Source organism: Cupriavidus sp. 05N40 (assembly GCF_056397305.1).
The window spans coordinates 35,759-52,511 of record NZ_JBFTND010000010.1; the positions used below are offsets into that span (position 1 = coordinate 35,759).

Genomic DNA, 16,753 nt, shown 5'->3' on the forward strand with positions numbered 1-16,753 from the left:
CCCCTCCCCCGCTCATCCATTACTTCTTGTCGTTGACTTCCTTGAACTCGGCGTCCACGACATTGTCGTCCTGCGGATGGGCCTGCTGCTGGCCCGCGCCTGCAGCACCGGCGGCACCGGCCGCGCCCGCGCCGCCTGCCTCGCCGGCCTTGGCCTGCATGTCGGCATAGACACGCTCGCCCAGCTTCTGGCTGGCGTCGGACAGCGCGCTGACCTTGGCGTCGATCTCGGCCTTGTCACCGCCGCGCGCGGCGTCTTCCAGTTCCTTGATCGCGGCTTCGATCTTTTCCTTCTCGCCCGCTTCGAGCTTGTCGCCGTATTCGGTGACCGCCTTCTTGGTCGAGTGGATCAGCGCGTCGGCCTGGTTGCGGGCGTCAGCCAGCTCGCGGGCTTTCTTGTCTTCCTCGGCGTTGGCCTCGGCGTCCTTCACCATGCGCTGGATCTCGTCTTCCGACAGGCCCGAGTTCGCCTTGATGGTGATGCGGTTTTCCTTGCCGGTCGCCTTGTCCTTGGCGCCCACGTGCAGGATGCCGTTGGCGTCGATGTCGAACGAGACTTCGATCTGCGGCAGGCCGCGCGGCGCCGGTGCGATGCCTTCGAGGTTGAACTCGCCCAGCAGCTTGTTGCCGGTGGCCATTTCACGCTCGCCCTGGAACACCTTGATGGTCACGGCCGGCTGGTTGTCGTCGGCGGTCGAGAACACCTGCGCATGCTTGGTCGGGATGGTGGTGTTCTTGGTGATCATCTTGGTCATCACGCCACCCAGGGTTTCGATACCCAGCGACAGCGGCGTCACGTCCAGCAGCAGCACGTCCTTGCGGTCGCCCGACAGCACCGAGCCCTGGATCGCGGCACCCACGGCCACGGCTTCATCAGGGTTCACGTCCTTGCGCGCTTCCTTGCCGAAGAATTCCTTGACCTGTTCCTGCACCTTGGGCATGCGGGTCATGCCGCCGACCAGGATCACGTCGTCGATCTCGCTGACCTTGACGCCGGCGTCCTTGATCGCGATGCGGCACGGCTCGATGGTGCGGGTGATCAGTTCTTCCACCAGCGCTTCGAGCTTGGCGCGCGTCATCTTCAGGTTCAAGTGCTTCGGACCCGAGGCATCCGCCGTGATGTACGGCAGGTTGATTTCGGTCTGCTGCGAGCTCGACAGTTCGATCTTGGCCTTTTCGGCCGCTTCCTTCAGGCGCTGCAGCGCGAGCACGTCCTTGGACAGGTCGACGCCCTGGTCCTTCTTGAACTCGCCGATGATGTAGTCGATGATGCGCTGGTCGAAGTCTTCGCCGCCCAGGAAGGTGTCGCCGTTGGTCGACAGCACTTCGAACTGCTTCTCGCCGTCCACGTCCGCGATCTCGATGATCGAGATGTCGAAGGTGCCGCCGCCGAGGTCATACACGGCGATCTTGCGGTCGCCCTTCTCGTTCTTGTCCAGGCCGAACGCCAGCGCGGCCGCGGTCGGCTCGTTGATGATGCGCTTGACGTCGAGGCCGGCGATGCGCCCGGCGTCCTTGGTGGCCTGGCGCTGSSWGTCGTTGAAGTAGGCCGGCACSGTGATCACSGCTTCGGTCACCGGCTCGCCGAGGTAGTCCTCCGCGGTCTTCTTCATCTTGCGCAGCACTTCGGCCGACACCTGCGGCGGCGCCAGCTTCTGGTCGCGCACCGACACCCATGCGTCGCCGTTGTCGGCCTTGACGATGGAATACGGCATCAGGCCGATGTCCTTCTGTACTTCCTTTTCTTCGAACTTGCGGCCGATCAGGCGCTTCACCGCATACAGGGTGTTGCGCGGATTGGTCACCGCCTGGCGCTTGGCCGGCGCACCCACCAGGATCTCGCCGTCTTCCATGTAGGCGATGATCGACGGGGTGGTACGCGTACCTTCGGCGTTTTCGATCACCTTCGGCGTATTGCCTTCCATGATCGCGACACAGCTATTGGTGGTACCGAGGTCGATACCGATGATCTTACCCATTTATTCTCTCCTCTTGAGCCCCACTATCCGTGGGCGCTGCAATTCGTCCTGAAGCCGAAATGTGGCCGTCCGGGGCCATTTCAAGTGCCGCAGGCGCAATTCCGAGTAAATTTCTCGGTTTTTCCGGGTGTTCAACGGCAAGCCGGCGCGATGACTTGAGCACCGCCACGCCAAACCCGCCGGCAAGCCGCATTTTGTGCGCCTTGCCATACTTTATTTGAGACGCAAGACCGGGGCTGCCTCAGCGCCCGCGCTGCCACAGGACATCGCTGCCGCCAGCGGCGCGGTTGAGCACCCGCGCCAGCACGAACAGCAGGTCCGAGAGCCGGTTCAGGTACTGGCGCGGCGCTTCGTTGAGCGCTTCCTGCGCGCCCAGCGCCACCAGGGCCCGCTCGGCACGCCGGCAGACCGTGCGGCAGACATGGGCCACGGCCGCCGCGCGGCTGCCGCCGGGCAGGATGAACTCGGCCAGCCGCGGCAAGGCGGCGTTGTAGTGCGCCAGCCATTCGTCGAGCTGCAGCACCTGTTCCGGCTTGACGAGCACGTAGCCGGGGATGGACAGCTCGCCGCCGAGGTCGAACAGGTCGTGCTGGATATGCAGCAGCGCCGCGCGTACCTCGTCGGGCAGCGTCTCGGTCAGCAGCACGCCGATATTCGAATTGAGTTCGTCGACATCGCCGATGGCGGCGATGCGCAGGCTGTCCTTGCCGGTGCGGCTGCCGTCACCGAGGCCGGTGGTGCCGCCGTCCCCGGTGCGGGTGGCGATCTTGGTCAGGCGGTTGCCCATGGGGGTCTCCTCGTTGGCAATCCAGCATTATGGCGCCCATCGGGGGCCGCGGCGGCGGCCGGCGCCGGCCTGCCCGCCATCCGGCCCGGGGTGCGCGTTGCGGCGCCTGATGCGCTGGACGGCACAGGCGCGGCGTAGAATACGGGATTCGCCCAATACGCTGTCGGGCGCCAGTGCCGGCACCGTCGCGCGCGCCTCCCCCGATGGCGGGCGCCGCACGGCAGCCCGCCGCCGCAGTCCCGCCGGAGACACCATGAACCATCCCACCCCCCTTACGGCGCTGGTGCGCCAGCCGCTGCCGGCAGCCGTGCGCGATGCCTTGCAGGCCCGTTTCGGCGAACGTTTTTCCACCTCTTCGGGCGTGTGCGAGCACCACGGGCGCGACGAATCGCCATTCCCGCCTGCCGCGCCGGACGGCGTGGTCTTCGCCCACACCACCGAGGAAGTGGCCGAGGTGGCCCGGCTGTGCAATGAATACCGCGTGCCGCTGATTCCCTACGGCGCCGGCTCCTCGCTCGAAGGCCACCTGCTGGCGGTGGCCGGCGGCATCAGCCTGGACCTGTCACAGATGAACCGCGTGCTGTCGGTGCAGGCCGAGGACCTGAACGTGACGGTGCAGCCGGGCGTCACCCGCAAGCAGCTCAACCTGGAAATCAAGGACACCGGCCTGTTCTTCCCGATCGACCCGGGCGCCGATGCGTCGCTGGGCGGCATGTGCGCCACGCGCGCCTCCGGGACCAACGCGGTGCGCTACGGCACCATGCGCGAGAACGTGCTGGCGCTGACCGTGGTCATGGCCGACGGCCGCGTCGTCAAGACCGGCACCCACGCGCGCAAGTCTTCCGCCGGCTACGACCTGACCCGCCTGATGATCGGCAGCGAAGGCACGCTCGGCATCATCACCGAGGTCACGGTGCGGCTCTACCCGCAGCCGGAGGCCGTCTCCGCCGCCATCTGCGCCTTCCCCAGCATGGGCAGCGCGGTGCAGGCGGTGATCGACACCATCCAGCTCGGCGTGCCGGTCGCGCGCGCGGAGTTCGTCGACGCGCTGGCCATCCGCGCCATCAACCGGCACGACAGCCTCGCCATGCCGGAGATGCCGCACCTGTTCTTCGAGTTCCACGGCACCGAGGCCGGCGTCAAGGAGCAAGCCGAGACCGTCCAGCAGATCGCCGCCGAGCATGGCGGCCAGGGCTTCGAATGGGCCACCCGGCCGGAAGACCGCAGCCGCCTGTGGAACGCCCGCCATACCGCCTACTTCGCCATACTGCAGCTCAAGCCGGGCTGCCGCGCCGTCACCACCGACGTGTGCGTGCCGATCTCGCGCCTGGCTGACTGCGTGACCGAGACCGAGCACGACCTCAACGCCTCCAGCCTGCCCTGCCCCATCGTGGGCCACGTGGGCGACGGCAATTTCCACGTCGCGATCCTGACCGATCCGGCCCGGCCCGAGGAACTGGCCGAGGCCGAGACCATCAACCGGCGCATCGTGGAGCGCGCGCTGGCCATGGGCGGCACCTGCACCGGCGAGCACGGCGTGGGCCTGCACAAGATGGACTTCCTGGTCAGCGAGCACGGCGAGGACGCGCTGGACCTGATGCGCGCCATCAAGAACGCGCTCGATCCCAACCACATCCTCAACCCGGGCAAGATCTTCCGCGCCTCGCGCTAAAGGCCGTCCATGGCCGCCGTGTTCAACCGCGTACCGCCGCTGCACCTGCTGATCGCGTTCGAGGCCGCCGCCCGCCTGGGCAGCTTCGCGCGCGCGGCGGAGGAGTTGTCGGTCACGCCCAGCGCCGTATCGCACCGCATCAAGAACCTCGAGGAACTGTGGGGCGAGGACCTGTTCGTGCGCTCCAATGCCGCGCTGCGCCTGACCTCCGCCGGCACGCGCTACCTGCGTAACGTGCAGGACGCGCTCAAGTCCCTCAACGAGCTGGYGCGGCCCGAGTACAACAAGCAGCGCACGCGCCTGCGCGTGGCGATCCCGCCCACCTTCGGCCGCCAGCACCTGGTGCCGCGCCTGCCCGAGTTCACCGCGCTGTACCCGCATATCGACACCGAGCTGCACCTGGCCATCCCCTTCCTCGACGTGAAGGCGGAGGACACCGACGTCGAGATCCGCTACGGCACCGGGCGCTACCCGGACCTGAAGACGACGAAACTGCTGGTCGAGCCGGTGTTCCCGGCCTGCGGGCGCGAATACTACGAGCGCATCGATGGCCGCTCCATTACCAGGCCCGAACACCTGCACAACCTGGTGCTGCTGCGCAGCCCGCTGGAGCCGTGGAAGCCGTGGTTCGAGACCGCCGGGCTGGACTGGCCCGAGCCGCAGACCGGCCCGCAGTTCAACGACATCGGCCTGATGCTGGAGGCCATCGCCTCCAACCAGGGCGTGGCGCTGGTGCGCCAGCGCATGGCCCGCCAGTGGCTGGCGCTGGGCCAGATGGTGCGCCTGCTCGATATCGAGTCGGTTTCGCCGCACGGCTACTACATCGTCGAGCGCGAGCAGGCGCCGCTCAAGCCCGAGGCGCGCTATTTCGTCGACTGGCTGCTGGGCCTGGAGTGGTAGCGGCGCGGCAGGCATGTGGCGCCGGCGTACCGCGGCGGTGACGTCCGGCGCCGGCCGCCGGTGCTAAGCTGGAATCGCGCACCTGCCCCGCGCCTGCCATGTTCCGGCCCGCCGCCGACATGAGCGATTTTGATCGGCCTGCCATGCGGAATTCACGTCGCCGCATGGCTGCGCGGCGACCGCGCTGCGCTATAGTCCTTGCTCCCCACCCGCTTGCGCGCCGCCATGGCGCCTGCTTGCGGCCACTACAGGAGTTGCCATGAACGCCCCGCACGAAGTCTCCCAGGTCACCGACGACAGCCGCCGCGCGGCGCTGCTCGAAGGCCTGGCGAAAATCCTGCCCGATGCGGCCCTGTTGTGGAAACCCGAAGACACCGCGCCGTACGAATGCGACGGCCTGGCCGCCTACCGCCAGCTGCCCATGGCGGTGGCGCTGCCCGACAAGGAAGAACAGGTCTGCGCCATCCTGCGCCTGTGCCACGCGCTGCAGGTGCCGGTGGTGCCGCGCGGCGCGGGCACCAGCCTGTCGGGCGGCGCCATGCCGATCGCCACCGGGCTGGTGCTGTCGCTGGCCAAGTTCAAGCGCATCGTCAGCGTGGATGCGCGCTCGCGCACCGCGATCGTCCAGCCGGGCGTGCGCAACCTGGCCATCTCCGAGGCCGCCGCGCCGTTCAATCTCTATTACGCGCCCGACCCGTCCTCGCAGATCGCCTGCACCATCGGCGGCAACGTCAGCGAGAACTCGGGCGGCGTGCATTGCCTGAAATACGGCCTCACGGTGCACAACGTGCTGCGCGTGCGCGCCGTCACCATGGAAGGCGAGGTGGTGGAGTTCGGCTCGGAGGCGCCCGACGCGCCGGGGCTGGACCTGCTGGCCGTGCTGATCGGCTCCGAAGGCATGCTGGCGGTGGTGACCGAGGTGACGGTCAAGCTGATCCCGAAGCCGCAGCTGGCGCAGGTGATCATGGCCAGCTTCGACGACGTGGCCAAGGGCGGCGACGCCGTGGCCGACGTGATCGGCGCCGGCATCATCCCGGCCGGGCTGGAGATGATGGACAAGCCCGCCACCGTCGCCGTGGAGGAATTCGTGCGCGCCGGCTACGACCTCGACGCCGCCGCCATCCTGCTGTGCGAATCCGACGGCACGACCGAAGAAGTGGCCGAGGAGATCGAGCGCATGAGCGAGGTGCTGCGCGCCTCGGGCGCCACGCGCATCGCCGTGTCGCAGAGCGAGGCCGAGCGGCTGCGCTTCTGGAGCGGGCGCAAGAATGCCTTCCCCGCCGCTGGCCGCATCTCGCCGGACTACTACTGCATGGACGGCACCATCCCGCGCAAGCATATCGGCACGCTGCTCAAGCGCATCGAGGAGATGGAGCGCAAGTACGGCCTGCGCTGCATGAACGTGTTCCACGCCGGCGACGGCAATATGCATCCGCTGATCCTGTTCGACGGTGCCGATCAGGACGAATGGCACCGTGCCGAGCTGTTCGGCTCCGACATCCTGGAGAGCTGCGTGGAGCTGGGCGGCACCGTCACCGGCGAGCACGGCGTGGGCGTGGAGAAGCTCAATTCCATGTGCGTGCAGTTCGCGCCGGAGGAGCGCGAGATGTTCTTCGGCGTCAAGGCGGCCTTCGACCCGGCGCGCCTGCTCAATCCCGACAAGGCCATTCCCACGCTGGCACGCTGCGCGGAATACGGCCGCATGCATGTCAAGCGCGGCGTGCTGCCGCACCCCGACCTGCCGCGCTTCTGAGCATGGCAGGCCACGACGCCGCGCCGCGCGCCCGGCAGAACGCACGGACGCGCCGGCGCCTGGGCAAGCCCGCGCCGGCCTGACCCCTACCGCGCCCGGGCCGGCTCAAGCCGACCCGGGGCGACCCGGGCCCACACAAACCAGAACGAGCCAGCACCCATGCCAGCCGACCAGCAAGCCACCCTCGACGCCTTTCGCGACACCATCCGGCGCGCCACCGACACGCGCGCGCCACTGCGCCTGCGCGGCGGCGGCAGCAAGGATTTCTATGGCCAGCAACTGCAGGGCGAGGTGCTCGATACGCGCGCCTACAGCGGCATCGTCGACTACGACCCGCCCGAGCTGGTGATCACCGCGCGCTGCGGCACGCCGCTGGCGCAGATCGAGGCAGCGCTGGCGGAGCGCCGCCAGATGCTGGCCTTCGAGCCGCCGTATTTCGGCGACGGCGCCACCACCATCGGCGGCGCGGTAGCGGCCGGCCTGTCCGGCCCGCGCCGGCAGGCGGTGGGCGCGCTGCGCGACTTCGTGCTGGGCACGCAAGTGATGGACGGCCGCGGCGACATCCTGAACTTCGGCGGCCAGGTGATGAAGAACGTGGCCGGCTATGACGTGTCGCGCCTGATGGCCGGATCGCTGGGCACGCTCGGGCTGATTCTCGAGGTCTCGCTCAAGGTGCTGCCCGTGCCCTTCGACGACGCAACGCTGCGCTTTGCACTGAGCGAGCCGGATGCGCTCGACCACCTCAACGAGTGGGGCGGCCAGCCGCTGCCCATCGCGGCCTCGGCCTGGCACGACGGCGTGCTGCACCTGCGCCTGTCGGGCGCGGCGGCGGCCTTGCGCGCCGCGCGCGAGCGCCTGGGCGGCGAGGCCGTGGCGCCGGACCAAGCCGATGCGCTGTGGCGCGCGCTGCGCGACCAGCAACATCCCTTCTTTGCGCCGGTACAGGCCGGGCGCGCGCTGTGGCGCATCGCCGTGCCCACCACCGCCGCGCCGCTGGCGCTGCCGGGCAGCCAGCTGATCGAATGGGGCGGGGGCCAGCGCTGGTGGCTGGGCGGCGCCGACAGCGCGGCCGATGCCGCCGTCGTGCGTGCCGTGGCCAGCGCGGCCGGCGGCCACGCCACGCTGTTCCGCAACGGCGACAAGGCAGCGGGCGTGTTCACGCCGCTGGCGGCGCCGCTGGCCGCGATCCACCAGCGCCTCAAGGCCAGCTTCGATCCCGCCGGCATCTTCAATCCGCATCGCATGTACGCTGGCCTCTGAGCCGCGAGCCAGGCCCCACCCACATCCAGCAAAGGCACCGGAGAGTCCCCGACCATGCAAACCACCCTGGCCGAATTCCTGCGCGACACACCCGAAGGCGAAGAAGCCAAGTCGATCGTCGGCAAATGCGTGCACTGCGGCTTCTGCACCGCCACCTGCCCCACCTACCAGCTGCTCGGCGACGAGCTGGACGGCCCGCGCGGGCGCATCTACCTGATGAAGCAGGTGCTCGAAGGCCACCCCGTCACGGAAAGCACGCGCCTGCACCTGGACCGCTGCCTGACCTGCCGCAACTGCGAATCGACCTGCCCTTCCGGCGTGCGCTACGGCCGGCTGGTGGATATCGGCCGCAAGGTGGTGGATGACCGCCTTGCAGCCCAGGGGGTGCACCGCCCGGCTGGAGAACGTCTCGCACGCTGGGCCCTGCGCGAAAGCATGACGCGCCCGGCGCTGTTCGGCACCGCCATGCGCCTGGGCCAGCGCGTGCGCCCGCTGCTGCCGCAGGCGCTGCGCAACAAGGTGCCGAAGCCGGCCGCCGCCGGCGCGTGGCCGCGCAACACGCACGCGCGCAAGATGGTGTTGCTCGACGGTTGCGTGCAGCCGTCGATGTCGCCCAACATCAATGCCGCCACCGCGCGCGTGTTCGACCGCCTCGGCGTGCAGTTGCTGGTGGCGCGCGAGGCCGGCTGCTGCGGCGCGGTGCGGTACCACACCGGCGACCACGACGGCGGCCTCGACAATGCGCGCCGCAATATCGACGCCTGGTGGCCGCTGGTGGAAGCCGGCGCGGAAGCCATCGTGATGACGGCCTCGGGCTGCGGCGTGATGGTCAAGGAATACGGCCACCTGCTGCGCAACGATGCGCGCTATGCGGAGCGCGCGCGCCGGATCTCGGCGCTGACGCGCGACCTGTCCGAGCTGCTGCCGGACTTTGCCGACAACCTGAAGGACATGGCCGGGCAGCGTACCGGCGGCGACGCCAAGCGCGTGGCCTACCATCCGCCCTGCACGCTGCAGCACGGCCAGCAGATCCGCGGCAAGGTGGAAGCGCTGCTGACCTCGCTCGGCGTGGACGTGAAACTCTGCGCCGACAGCCACCTGTGCTGCGGCTCGGCGGGCACCTACTCGGTGCTGCAGCCTGAACTGTCCTACCGCCTGCGCGACGACAAGCTCGCCAACCTCCATGCCTCGAAGCCGGACGCGATCGTCTCGGCCAATATCGGCTGCATCACACACCTGCAGAGCGGCACGCAGACGCCGGTGCTGCACTGGGTCGAGCTGGTGGACCGGCTGGTCGGCTGAAGCGGCCGTCGGGCGGCGACGCGCAGGTTTGCTCCCCTCGGGCCATGAGGGGAGAGGGAGTGAAAAAATATCGGGCACCGCGGGCGGCGCTGGCGCATCCCGCTGCCAAACCGGTCCGCTGCGGGTTACCATGCGGTGGCTCCAGAACCGCTTTCTCCCGCGCCCTCCGCAATGCTCCAGACCTTCGCCATCCTGCTGGTTTTCCAATCCGTCGGGGAGGCGCTCAGCTACTCCCTGCGCCTGCCGGTGCCCGGCCCGGTGATCGGCATGATCCTGCTGTTCTGCTGGCTCGCCATCGACGACCGGATCCTGCCGGTGATCCAGGGCACCACCTCCGAGTTGCTCAAGCACCTGTCGCTGCTGTTCGTGCCGGCCGGCGTGGGCATCATGGTCCATGCGCACCGCATCGGCGGCGAGTGGCTGCCGATCGTGGTCGCGCTGGTGCTGTCGACCTGGCTGGCCATCGCCACCACGGCGCTGGTGGCACGCGCGCTGATGGGCCGCGCGCGGCCGCCCGCGGCCGATGCACCGGCCGGCAAGGGAGAGCGCGCATGATGACGCCGCGCCTGAACGAGATCTGGGTCTACCTGGCCGCCAGCCCGCTGCTGGGCCTGACCGCCACGCTGCTGGCGTACGTGTTCGCTTTTCGCATCTACGAGCGCGCGCGCTTCTCGCCGCTGGCCAACCCGGTGATGATCGCGGTGGCCATCCTGGTCACGCTGCTGACGGTGACCGGCACGCCCTACAAGACGTATTTCGACGGCGCGCAGTTCGTCCACTTCCTGCTCGGCCCGGCCACGGTGGCGCTGGCGGTGCCGCTCTACCTGCAACTGCCCAAGCTGCGCCGGCACGTGCTGCCGTTGCTGGGCGGGCTGCTGGCGGGCTCGCTGGTGGCGGTGGTCTCGGCGGTGGGCATCGCCTGGCTGCTGGGCGCTTCGCCGGAAACCGTGCGCTCGYTCGCGCCGAAGTCGGTCACCATCCCCAWCGCCATGGGCGTGGCGGAAAAGATCGGCGGCCTGCCTTCGCTCACCGCCGTGCTGGTGATGGTGACCGGCATCATCGGCGCGGTCAGCGCCACCAAGCTGCTCAACCTGCTGCGCATCACCGACTACACCGTGCGCGGCTTCGCCACCGGGCTGGCGGCGCACGGCATCGGCACCGCGCGCGCGTTCCAGGTCAACCAGGAGGCCGGCGCCTTCGCCGCGCTGGGCATGGGCCTGAACGGCGTGCTGACGGCGGTGATGGTGCCGGTGCTGGCGACCTGGATGCCGCGCTGAATTCCCGCGCATCGCTGCTGACAGGACGTTGTCAGGAGCCCCCGCGCATGATCGGCCTCTCCAACCCCAACCGCAGAGGTCATCATGAGTGGACTGATCAACTGGCTTGAAATCCCCGTCGCCGACATGAACCGTGCCATCCGCTTCTACGAGCAGGTGTTCCAGACCAGCCTGAAGCGCGAGGCCATGCAGCAGGTCGACATGGCGGTGTTCGGCGAGATGGAACCCGGCGGCGCGCTGGTGGCGGGCGAGTCATACCGCCCCTCGGCCGACGGCTGCGTGCCTTACCTGCACGCCCCGGGGCTCGCCGGGCTGCTGGCGCGCGTGCAGGCCGCGGGCGGCAAGACCGTGTTCGGCCCGCTGCAGCTGCCTGGCGATATCGGCCATATCGCGCATATCATCGACAGCGAAGGCAACCGGATCGGCCTGCACCAGCCGCTGGCGGCCTGAGCAGGCTTGCCGGAAGATCCGCAGGCAGCCTGACCGTAGCCAACCCACCCGCCGCCCGAGACATGAACCAAGCCCGATGAGCCGCCGCGCCGACCGCCTTTTCCAGATCGTCCAGGTCCTGCGGGGGCGCCGCCTCACCACGGCGGCGCTGCTGGCGCAGCGGCTCGGCGTGTCCGAGCGCACGGTGTACCGGGACATCCAGGCGCTGTCGCTGTCGGGCGTGCCGGTCGAGGGCGAGGCGGGCATCGGCTACCGGCTGCGCGCGGACTACGACGTTCCCCCGCTGATGTTCACCGCCATGGAAGTCGAGGCGCTGGTGGCCGGACTGCGTCTGCTCAAGGCCTGGGGCGGTGGCGCGCTCGCCGCCGCGGCCGATCCGGCGCTCGAGAAACTGGTGGCGGCGCTGCCGCCGGCGCGGCGCCTCGCGGCGCAGCAAAGCCGCGTGTTCGCGCCCGAATTCGTCAACCACCCGCAGGTGCGCAGTGCCTTCGACGTGGTGCACGGCGCCATGAACGCGCAGCGCCTGCTGCACCTGGACTACACCGACGCGCAGCAGCGCGCCACCGACCGCGTGGTGCAGCCGCTGGGATTGTTCTTCTGGGGCAATAGCTGGCTGCTGGCGGCATGGTGCACCACGCGCACGGATTACCGCAGCTTCCGCCTGGACCGTTGCCGCAGCATCGTCATGCTCGACGAGCGCTTCCATGAAACTCCCGACCGCTCGCTCAACGGCTTCCTGCGGGCCGTGCAGGCCGGCGGCTGAGCCGGCGCGCGGGTCGGCCGATGCCGCAAGCGACAAGGGCGCAGCCGCGGCTGCGCCCTTGTCATGTCCGGCCGGGCCAGCGCTGGCCCGGTGCCTGCCTCAGGCCGCCTCGGCCAGCAGCTTATCGATGTCGCCCTTGATGTCCTCCGGCTTGGTGGTGGGCGCGTAGCGCTTGAACACCGTGCCGTCGCGGCGCAGCAGGAACTTGGTGAAGTTCCACTTGATGGCTTCCAGGCCCAGCACGCCGGGCTTCTCGGAGGTCAGCCAGCGATACAGCGGATGCGCGTTGGCGCCGTTGACGTCGATCTTGGCGAACATCGGGAAGGTGACGTGGAAACGCGCTTCGCAGAACTGGCCGATCTGCGTGGCGTCGCCCGGCTCCTGCTTGCCGAACTGGTTGCACGGAAAGCCCAGCACTTCCAGGCCGCCCTGCGCGTACTGCTCCTGCAGCGCCTGCAGGCCGGCGTACTGCGGCGTGAAACCGCACTCGCTGGCGGTATTGACGATCAGCAGCACCTTGCCGCTGAACCGGGACAGCGGCACCGGCTGTCCGGCAAGCGAGCTGGCTTCGAACTGATAGACGTTGCTCATGGCGGCTTCCTTGGTTGACTTGCTTGGCCTGGCGCGGCAGGTCAGATCACGTTGAGATGTTCGGTGCCGGCGCCAAGGTCGCTCTCGCGGGCCCGGCTGCCGTGCAGCTTGATCATCAGCCGCAGGTCGTTGAGCGAGTCGGCATTCTTCAGCGCATCTTCGTAGCTGATCTTGCCGGACTCGTAGAGATCGAACAGCGCCTGGTCGAACGAAACCATGCCTTGCTCGCGCGATTTCTTGATGACCTCCTTGAGCGCATGGATCTCGCCCTTGAAGATCAGGTCGGCCACCAGCGGCGTGCCGATCATGATTTCCACCGCCGGCACCCGGCCCTTCTGGCCCTGGCGCGGCAGCAGGCGCTGCGAGATCATCGCCTTCAGGTTGAGCGACAGGTCGATCAGCAACTGCTGGCGCTTTTCCTCGGGGAAGAAGTTGACGATACGGTCGATGGCCTGGTTGGCGTTGTTGGCGTGCAGCGTGGCCAGGCACAGGTGGCCGGTCTCGGCGTACTGCATGGCGTACTCCATGGTCTCGCGGTCGCGGATCTCGCCGATCAGGATCACGTCGGGCGCCTGGCGCAGCGTGTTCTTCAGCGCAATGTGCCAGGAATCCGTATCGATGCCCACCTCGCGCTGCGTGACGATGCAGTTCTGGTGCGCGTGCACGTATTCGATCGGGTCCTCGATGGTAATGATATGCCCGTACGAATGCGCGTTGCGGTGATCGAGCATGGCCGCCAGCGAGGTCGACTTGCCCGAGCCGGTGGCGCCGGTGACGATCACCAGGCCGCGCTTGGCCATCACGATTTCGTGCAGTGTCTGCGGCAGGTCGAGATCGCCCACCGACGGGATGCGCGTGTTGATGGTCCGTACCACCATGCCGGCCTTGCCCTGCTGGATGAAGGCGGAGACGCGGAAGCGCCCGGCGTTGGGCACCGAGATGGCGAAATTGCATTCGCGGCTGCCGTCGAACTCGGTGGTCTGGCGCTCGTTCATGATCGAGCGCACCAGGCCCAGGGCCTGGGCCGGGATCAGCGGCTGCTGCGAAACCGGCGTGATCTTGCCGTCGACCTTGATGGCCGGCGGGAAATCGGCGGTGATGAAGAGGTCCGAGCCGCGGTTGTTCACCATCAGCTCGAGCAGGTCATTGATGTACTTGGCAGCGGATTCGCGGTCGAGCATGGCGGTCACCTGGTTCGGGTGCGGTGTTGGTTCCGCGGTGGGCCTCAGCCCGCGAAGGAGTCGGGATTCTTGGCGATGGCGCGCGCGTCGTTGTAGCCGATCACGCCGCGCTTGATCAGGTCCGACAGGCACTGGTCCAGCGTCTGCATGCCCAGCCCGCTGCTGGTCTGCATCATCGAGTACATCTGCGCGATCTTGTTCTCGCGGATCAGGTGGCGGATGGCCGGCGTGGCGATCATGATCTCATGCGCGGCGGTACGGCCGTTGCCGTCGCGCGTCTTGAGCAGCGTCTGCGAAATCACCGCCTCGAGCGATTCGGACAACATGGTGCGCACCATGTCCTTTTCCTCCGGCGGGAACACGTCGACCACACGGTCGATGGTCTTGGCCGCGGAGCTGGTGTGCAGCGTGGCGAACACCAGGTGACCGGTTTCCGCGGCGGTCAGCGCCAGGCGAATGGTTTCCAGGTCGCGCAACTCACCCACCAGCACCACGTCCGGGTCTTCGCGCAGGGCCGAGCGCAGCGCGTTGGCGAACGAGTGCGTGTGCGGCCCCAGTTCGCGCTGGTTGATCAGGCTCTTCTTCGAGGTGTGCACGAATTCGATCGGGTCTTCCACCGTGAGGATGTGGCCCATGTCGTGATCGTTGCGGTGGTCCACCATCGCCGCCAGCGTGGTGGACTTGCCCGAGCCGGTGGGCCCGGTCACCAGCACCAGGCCGCGCGGCTTCATGCACAGGTCGGCGAACACCGCCGGCGTCTTGAGGTCCTCGAGCGTCAGTACCTTGGAAGGAATGGTCCGGAACACCGCGGCCGCGCCGCGCTGCGTGTTGTACGCGTTGACCCGGAAGCGGGAAAGGCCGGAAATCTCGAACGAGAAGTCGATCTCCAGGCGTTCTTCATATTGCTTGCGCTGGGTGTCGCCCATGATGTCGTACACCATGGCGTGGACATCCTTGTGCGCCATTGCGGCCACGTTGATGCGGCGCATGTCGCCGTGGATACGTACCATCGGCGGCATGTCTGCCGAGAGATGGAGATCGGACGCCTTGTTCTTGACGGCGAAAGCCAATAGCTGCGCGATGTCCATCTATAATGACCCCACCCTATTTTTGTCGTACTTTGTTGTACTTCTTGATATGTTCGCCGGATTATGTCTGTAATCGCCGCCAACTTGCAAGCCGTGCACCGGCGCGTCGCGGCAGCCGCACAACAGGCCGGACGGGCGGACGGTGACGTCAGCCTCCTGGCGGTTTCCAAGACCTTCCCCGCCGCCGCCGTGCAGGACGCCTTCGACGCCGGCCAGCGCGCCTTCGGCGAGAACTACGTGCAGGAAGGCGTGGACAAGATCGCCCGGCTGGCCGCCCTGCGCGACGCCATCTGCTGGCACTTCATCGGCCCCCTGCAAAGCAACAAGACACGCATCGTGGCCGAGCATTTCGACTGGGTCCATGCCATCGACCGCCTGCGCATCGCCGAGCGCCTGTCGGCGCAGCGTCCGGCCGCGCTGCCGCCGCTGCAGGTCTGCCTGCAGGTCAATATCAGCGGCGAAGCCAGCAAAAGCGGCGTGACGCCGGCAGAAGCGCCCGCGCTGGCGCACGCCGTGGCCGCACTGCCCGGGCTGCGGCTGCGCGGGCTGATGGCAATTCCCGAACCGGCCGGCGACATGGCCGCGCAGCGCCGTCCGTTCGCCGCCATGCGCGCGCTGCTGGGCGAGTTGCGCGCGCAGGGCCTGGACCTGGACACCCTGTCGATGGGCATGTCCGCCGACATGGACGCCGCCATCGCCGAAGGGGCCACCATCGTGCGCATCGGTACCGCCATCTTCGGCGCGCGCGACTATGGCGCGGCGGCCGGAACCGGCCATGCGGCCCCCGTCGCGCACGGCTGACCGCGCGCTCCCCAAAACGAACTCCAGCAAGAGACAAAGAAAACCCATGCTCGACACCCTCACCTTCGGCTTCCTCGGCGGCGGCAATATGGCGACTGCCCTGATCGGCGGCCTGATCGCCCGCGGCGTACCCGCCAGCTCGATCCGCGTGGTCGATCCCTTCGAGGATGYCCAGGCGCGCCTGCGGCGCGACCACGGCGTGCATGCGTCCGGCACGCCCGACGCCGCCTTCGGCGCCAGCGACGTACTGGTGCTCGCGGTCAAGCCGCAGCAGTTCCACGCAGYGGCGGCATCGCTGGCGCCGCATCTCGCCGACAACCTGATCGTCAGCGTGGCCGCCGRCATCCGCCTGTCCGACATGCAGCGCTGGTTCGGCGGCCACCAGCGCCTGGTGCGCGCCATGCCGAACACCCCGGCGCTGGCCGGCATGGGCATGACCGGCCTGGCCGCGGCACCCGGGCTGGGCGAACGCGACCGCGAGATCGCCGGCGCGCTGGCCAGTGCGGTGGGCAAATGCGAATGGGTGGCGGACGACGCCCGGATCGACGCCGTCACGGCGATTTCCGGCAGCGGCCCGGCCTATGTCTTCTATTTCATCGAGGCGATGGAAAAGGCGGCCGCCGAACTCGGCCTGACGCCCGAGCAGGGGCGTGCGCTGGCGGTGGAGACCTTCCGCGGCGCCGCCGCGCTGGCGGCGCAGTCGGACGAGCCGGTCAGCCTGCTGCGCGAGCGCGTGACATCGAAGGGCGGCACGACCTACGCGGCGCTCACCGCAATGCAGGACGCCGGCATCGGCGAGTCCTTCGTGAAGGCCATGCATGCGGCGGCGGCACGCGCCACCGAAATGGGCGCGGAGTTCGGCAAGGACTGAACGGGAGCATAGCCCCCGGAGCCGAAACGAAGCCGGCGAGATGCGCCCGCACCGGCGGCGCTGCCCGCTGTCCTGGTGC

At 68.5% G+C, this 16,753-nt stretch carries 16 protein-coding genes; 11 read left to right on the plus strand and 5 right to left on the minus strand.

The genetic code is table 11. The features are described from left to right. Positions 1 to 19: 19 nt before the first annotated feature. Both dnaK and AC1DO7_RS04005 read right to left on the minus strand, forming a co-directional pair. Complete coding sequence (dnaK, locus tag AC1DO7_RS04000) at positions 20 to 1,978, minus strand: molecular chaperone DnaK (protein ID WP_477115815.1); 1,959 nt, start codon at positions 1,976 to 1,978, stop codon at positions 20 to 22. A 241-nt stretch (positions 1,979 to 2,219) separates the two neighbouring features. Then, on the minus strand, positions 2,220 to 2,765 hold the full coding sequence (locus AC1DO7_RS04005; RefSeq protein WP_441618477.1) for a cob(I)yrinic acid a,c-diamide adenosyltransferase: 546 nt from the start codon (positions 2,763 to 2,765) through the stop codon (positions 2,220 to 2,222). A 253-nt stretch (positions 2,766 to 3,018) separates the two neighbouring features. Between AC1DO7_RS04005 and AC1DO7_RS04010 the strand changes: the two genes are divergently transcribed. The 9 genes from AC1DO7_RS04010 to AC1DO7_RS04050 all read left to right on the plus strand — a co-directional run bounded on the left by AC1DO7_RS04010 (position 3,019) and on the right by AC1DO7_RS04050 (position 12,142). Beyond that, positions 3,019 to 4,437: an FAD-binding oxidoreductase gene (locus AC1DO7_RS04010; protein WP_477115816.1), complete on the plus strand. Its 1,419-nt coding sequence runs from the start codon at positions 3,019 to 3,021 to the stop codon at positions 4,435 to 4,437. 9 nt (positions 4,438 to 4,446) lie between these two features. Then, positions 4,447 to 5,337: a LysR substrate-binding domain-containing protein gene (locus AC1DO7_RS04015; RefSeq protein ID WP_477115817.1), complete on the plus strand. Its 891-nt coding sequence runs from the start codon at positions 4,447 to 4,449 to the stop codon at positions 5,335 to 5,337. A gap of 259 nt (positions 5,338 to 5,596) precedes the next feature. Continuing rightward, complete coding sequence (locus AC1DO7_RS04020) at positions 5,597 to 7,090, plus strand: FAD-linked oxidase C-terminal domain-containing protein (RefSeq protein WP_441618471.1); 1,494 nt, start codon at positions 5,597 to 5,599, stop codon at positions 7,088 to 7,090. 159 nt (positions 7,091 to 7,249) lie between these two features. After that, entirely contained in the window at positions 7,250 to 8,350 is a 1,101-nt protein-coding gene (glcE, locus tag AC1DO7_RS04025; protein ID WP_441618469.1) for a glycolate oxidase subunit GlcE, read from the plus strand. A 54-nt stretch (positions 8,351 to 8,404) separates the two neighbouring features. Further along, a complete protein-coding gene (glcF, locus tag AC1DO7_RS04030; protein ID WP_441618467.1) occupies positions 8,405 to 9,652 on the plus strand; it encodes a glycolate oxidase subunit GlcF in 1,248 nt (415 codons plus the stop codon). Between the two features lie 171 nt (positions 9,653 to 9,823). After that, a complete protein-coding gene (locus AC1DO7_RS04035; protein WP_441618465.1) occupies positions 9,824 to 10,207 on the plus strand; it encodes a CidA/LrgA family protein in 384 nt (127 codons plus the stop codon). Beyond that, on the plus strand, positions 10,204 to 10,929 hold the full coding sequence (locus AC1DO7_RS04040) for an LrgB family protein (RefSeq protein WP_477115818.1): 726 nt from the start codon (positions 10,204 to 10,206) through the stop codon (positions 10,927 to 10,929). The genes AC1DO7_RS04035 and AC1DO7_RS04040 overlap by 4 nt, the downstream gene beginning before the upstream one ends. Before the next feature lie 84 nt (positions 10,930 to 11,013). Further along, positions 11,014 to 11,379, plus strand: a complete 366-nt coding sequence (locus tag AC1DO7_RS04045) for a VOC family protein (protein WP_441618461.1) — start codon at positions 11,014 to 11,016, stop codon at positions 11,377 to 11,379. A gap of 76 nt (positions 11,380 to 11,455) precedes the next feature. Continuing rightward, positions 11,456 to 12,142, plus strand: coding sequence for a helix-turn-helix transcriptional regulator (locus AC1DO7_RS04050; RefSeq protein ID WP_441618459.1), 687 nt, complete (start codon positions 11,456 to 11,458; stop codon positions 12,140 to 12,142). 99 nt (positions 12,143 to 12,241) lie between these two features. Here the strand turns inward: AC1DO7_RS04050 and AC1DO7_RS04055 are convergent, their stop codons facing one another. The 3 genes from AC1DO7_RS04055 to AC1DO7_RS04065 are packed head-to-tail and all read right to left on the minus strand — an operon-like array spanning position 12,242 to position 15,002. Further along, positions 12,242 to 12,733, minus strand: a complete 492-nt coding sequence (locus tag AC1DO7_RS04055) for a glutathione peroxidase (protein ID WP_441618457.1) — start codon at positions 12,731 to 12,733, stop codon at positions 12,242 to 12,244. A gap of 41 nt (positions 12,734 to 12,774) precedes the next feature. Continuing rightward, positions 12,775 to 13,914 (minus strand): PilT/PilU family type 4a pilus ATPase, encoded by a 1,140-nt coding sequence (locus AC1DO7_RS04060; protein ID WP_441618455.1) that lies wholly within the window; start codon positions 13,912 to 13,914, stop codon positions 12,775 to 12,777. 44 nt (positions 13,915 to 13,958) lie between these two features. Next, positions 13,959 to 15,002 carry a type IV pilus twitching motility protein PilT gene (locus tag AC1DO7_RS04065; RefSeq protein WP_441618453.1) on the minus strand — a complete coding sequence of 348 codons (1,044 nt, stop codon included), beginning with the start codon at positions 15,000 to 15,002 and terminating at the stop codon, positions 13,959 to 13,961. Between the two features lie 63 nt (positions 15,003 to 15,065). Here AC1DO7_RS04065 and AC1DO7_RS04070 point away from each other — a divergent pair, with 63 nt between their 5' ends. Continuing rightward, positions 15,066 to 15,803 (plus strand): YggS family pyridoxal phosphate-dependent enzyme, encoded by a 738-nt coding sequence (locus tag AC1DO7_RS04070; RefSeq protein ID WP_441618451.1) that lies wholly within the window; start codon positions 15,066 to 15,068, stop codon positions 15,801 to 15,803. Positions 15,804 to 15,849: 46 nt separating this feature from the next. After that, entirely contained in the window at positions 15,850 to 16,674 is an 825-nt protein-coding gene (gene proC / locus AC1DO7_RS04075) for a pyrroline-5-carboxylate reductase (RefSeq protein WP_477115819.1), read from the plus strand. Positions 16,675 to 16,753: the final 79 nt, after the last annotated feature.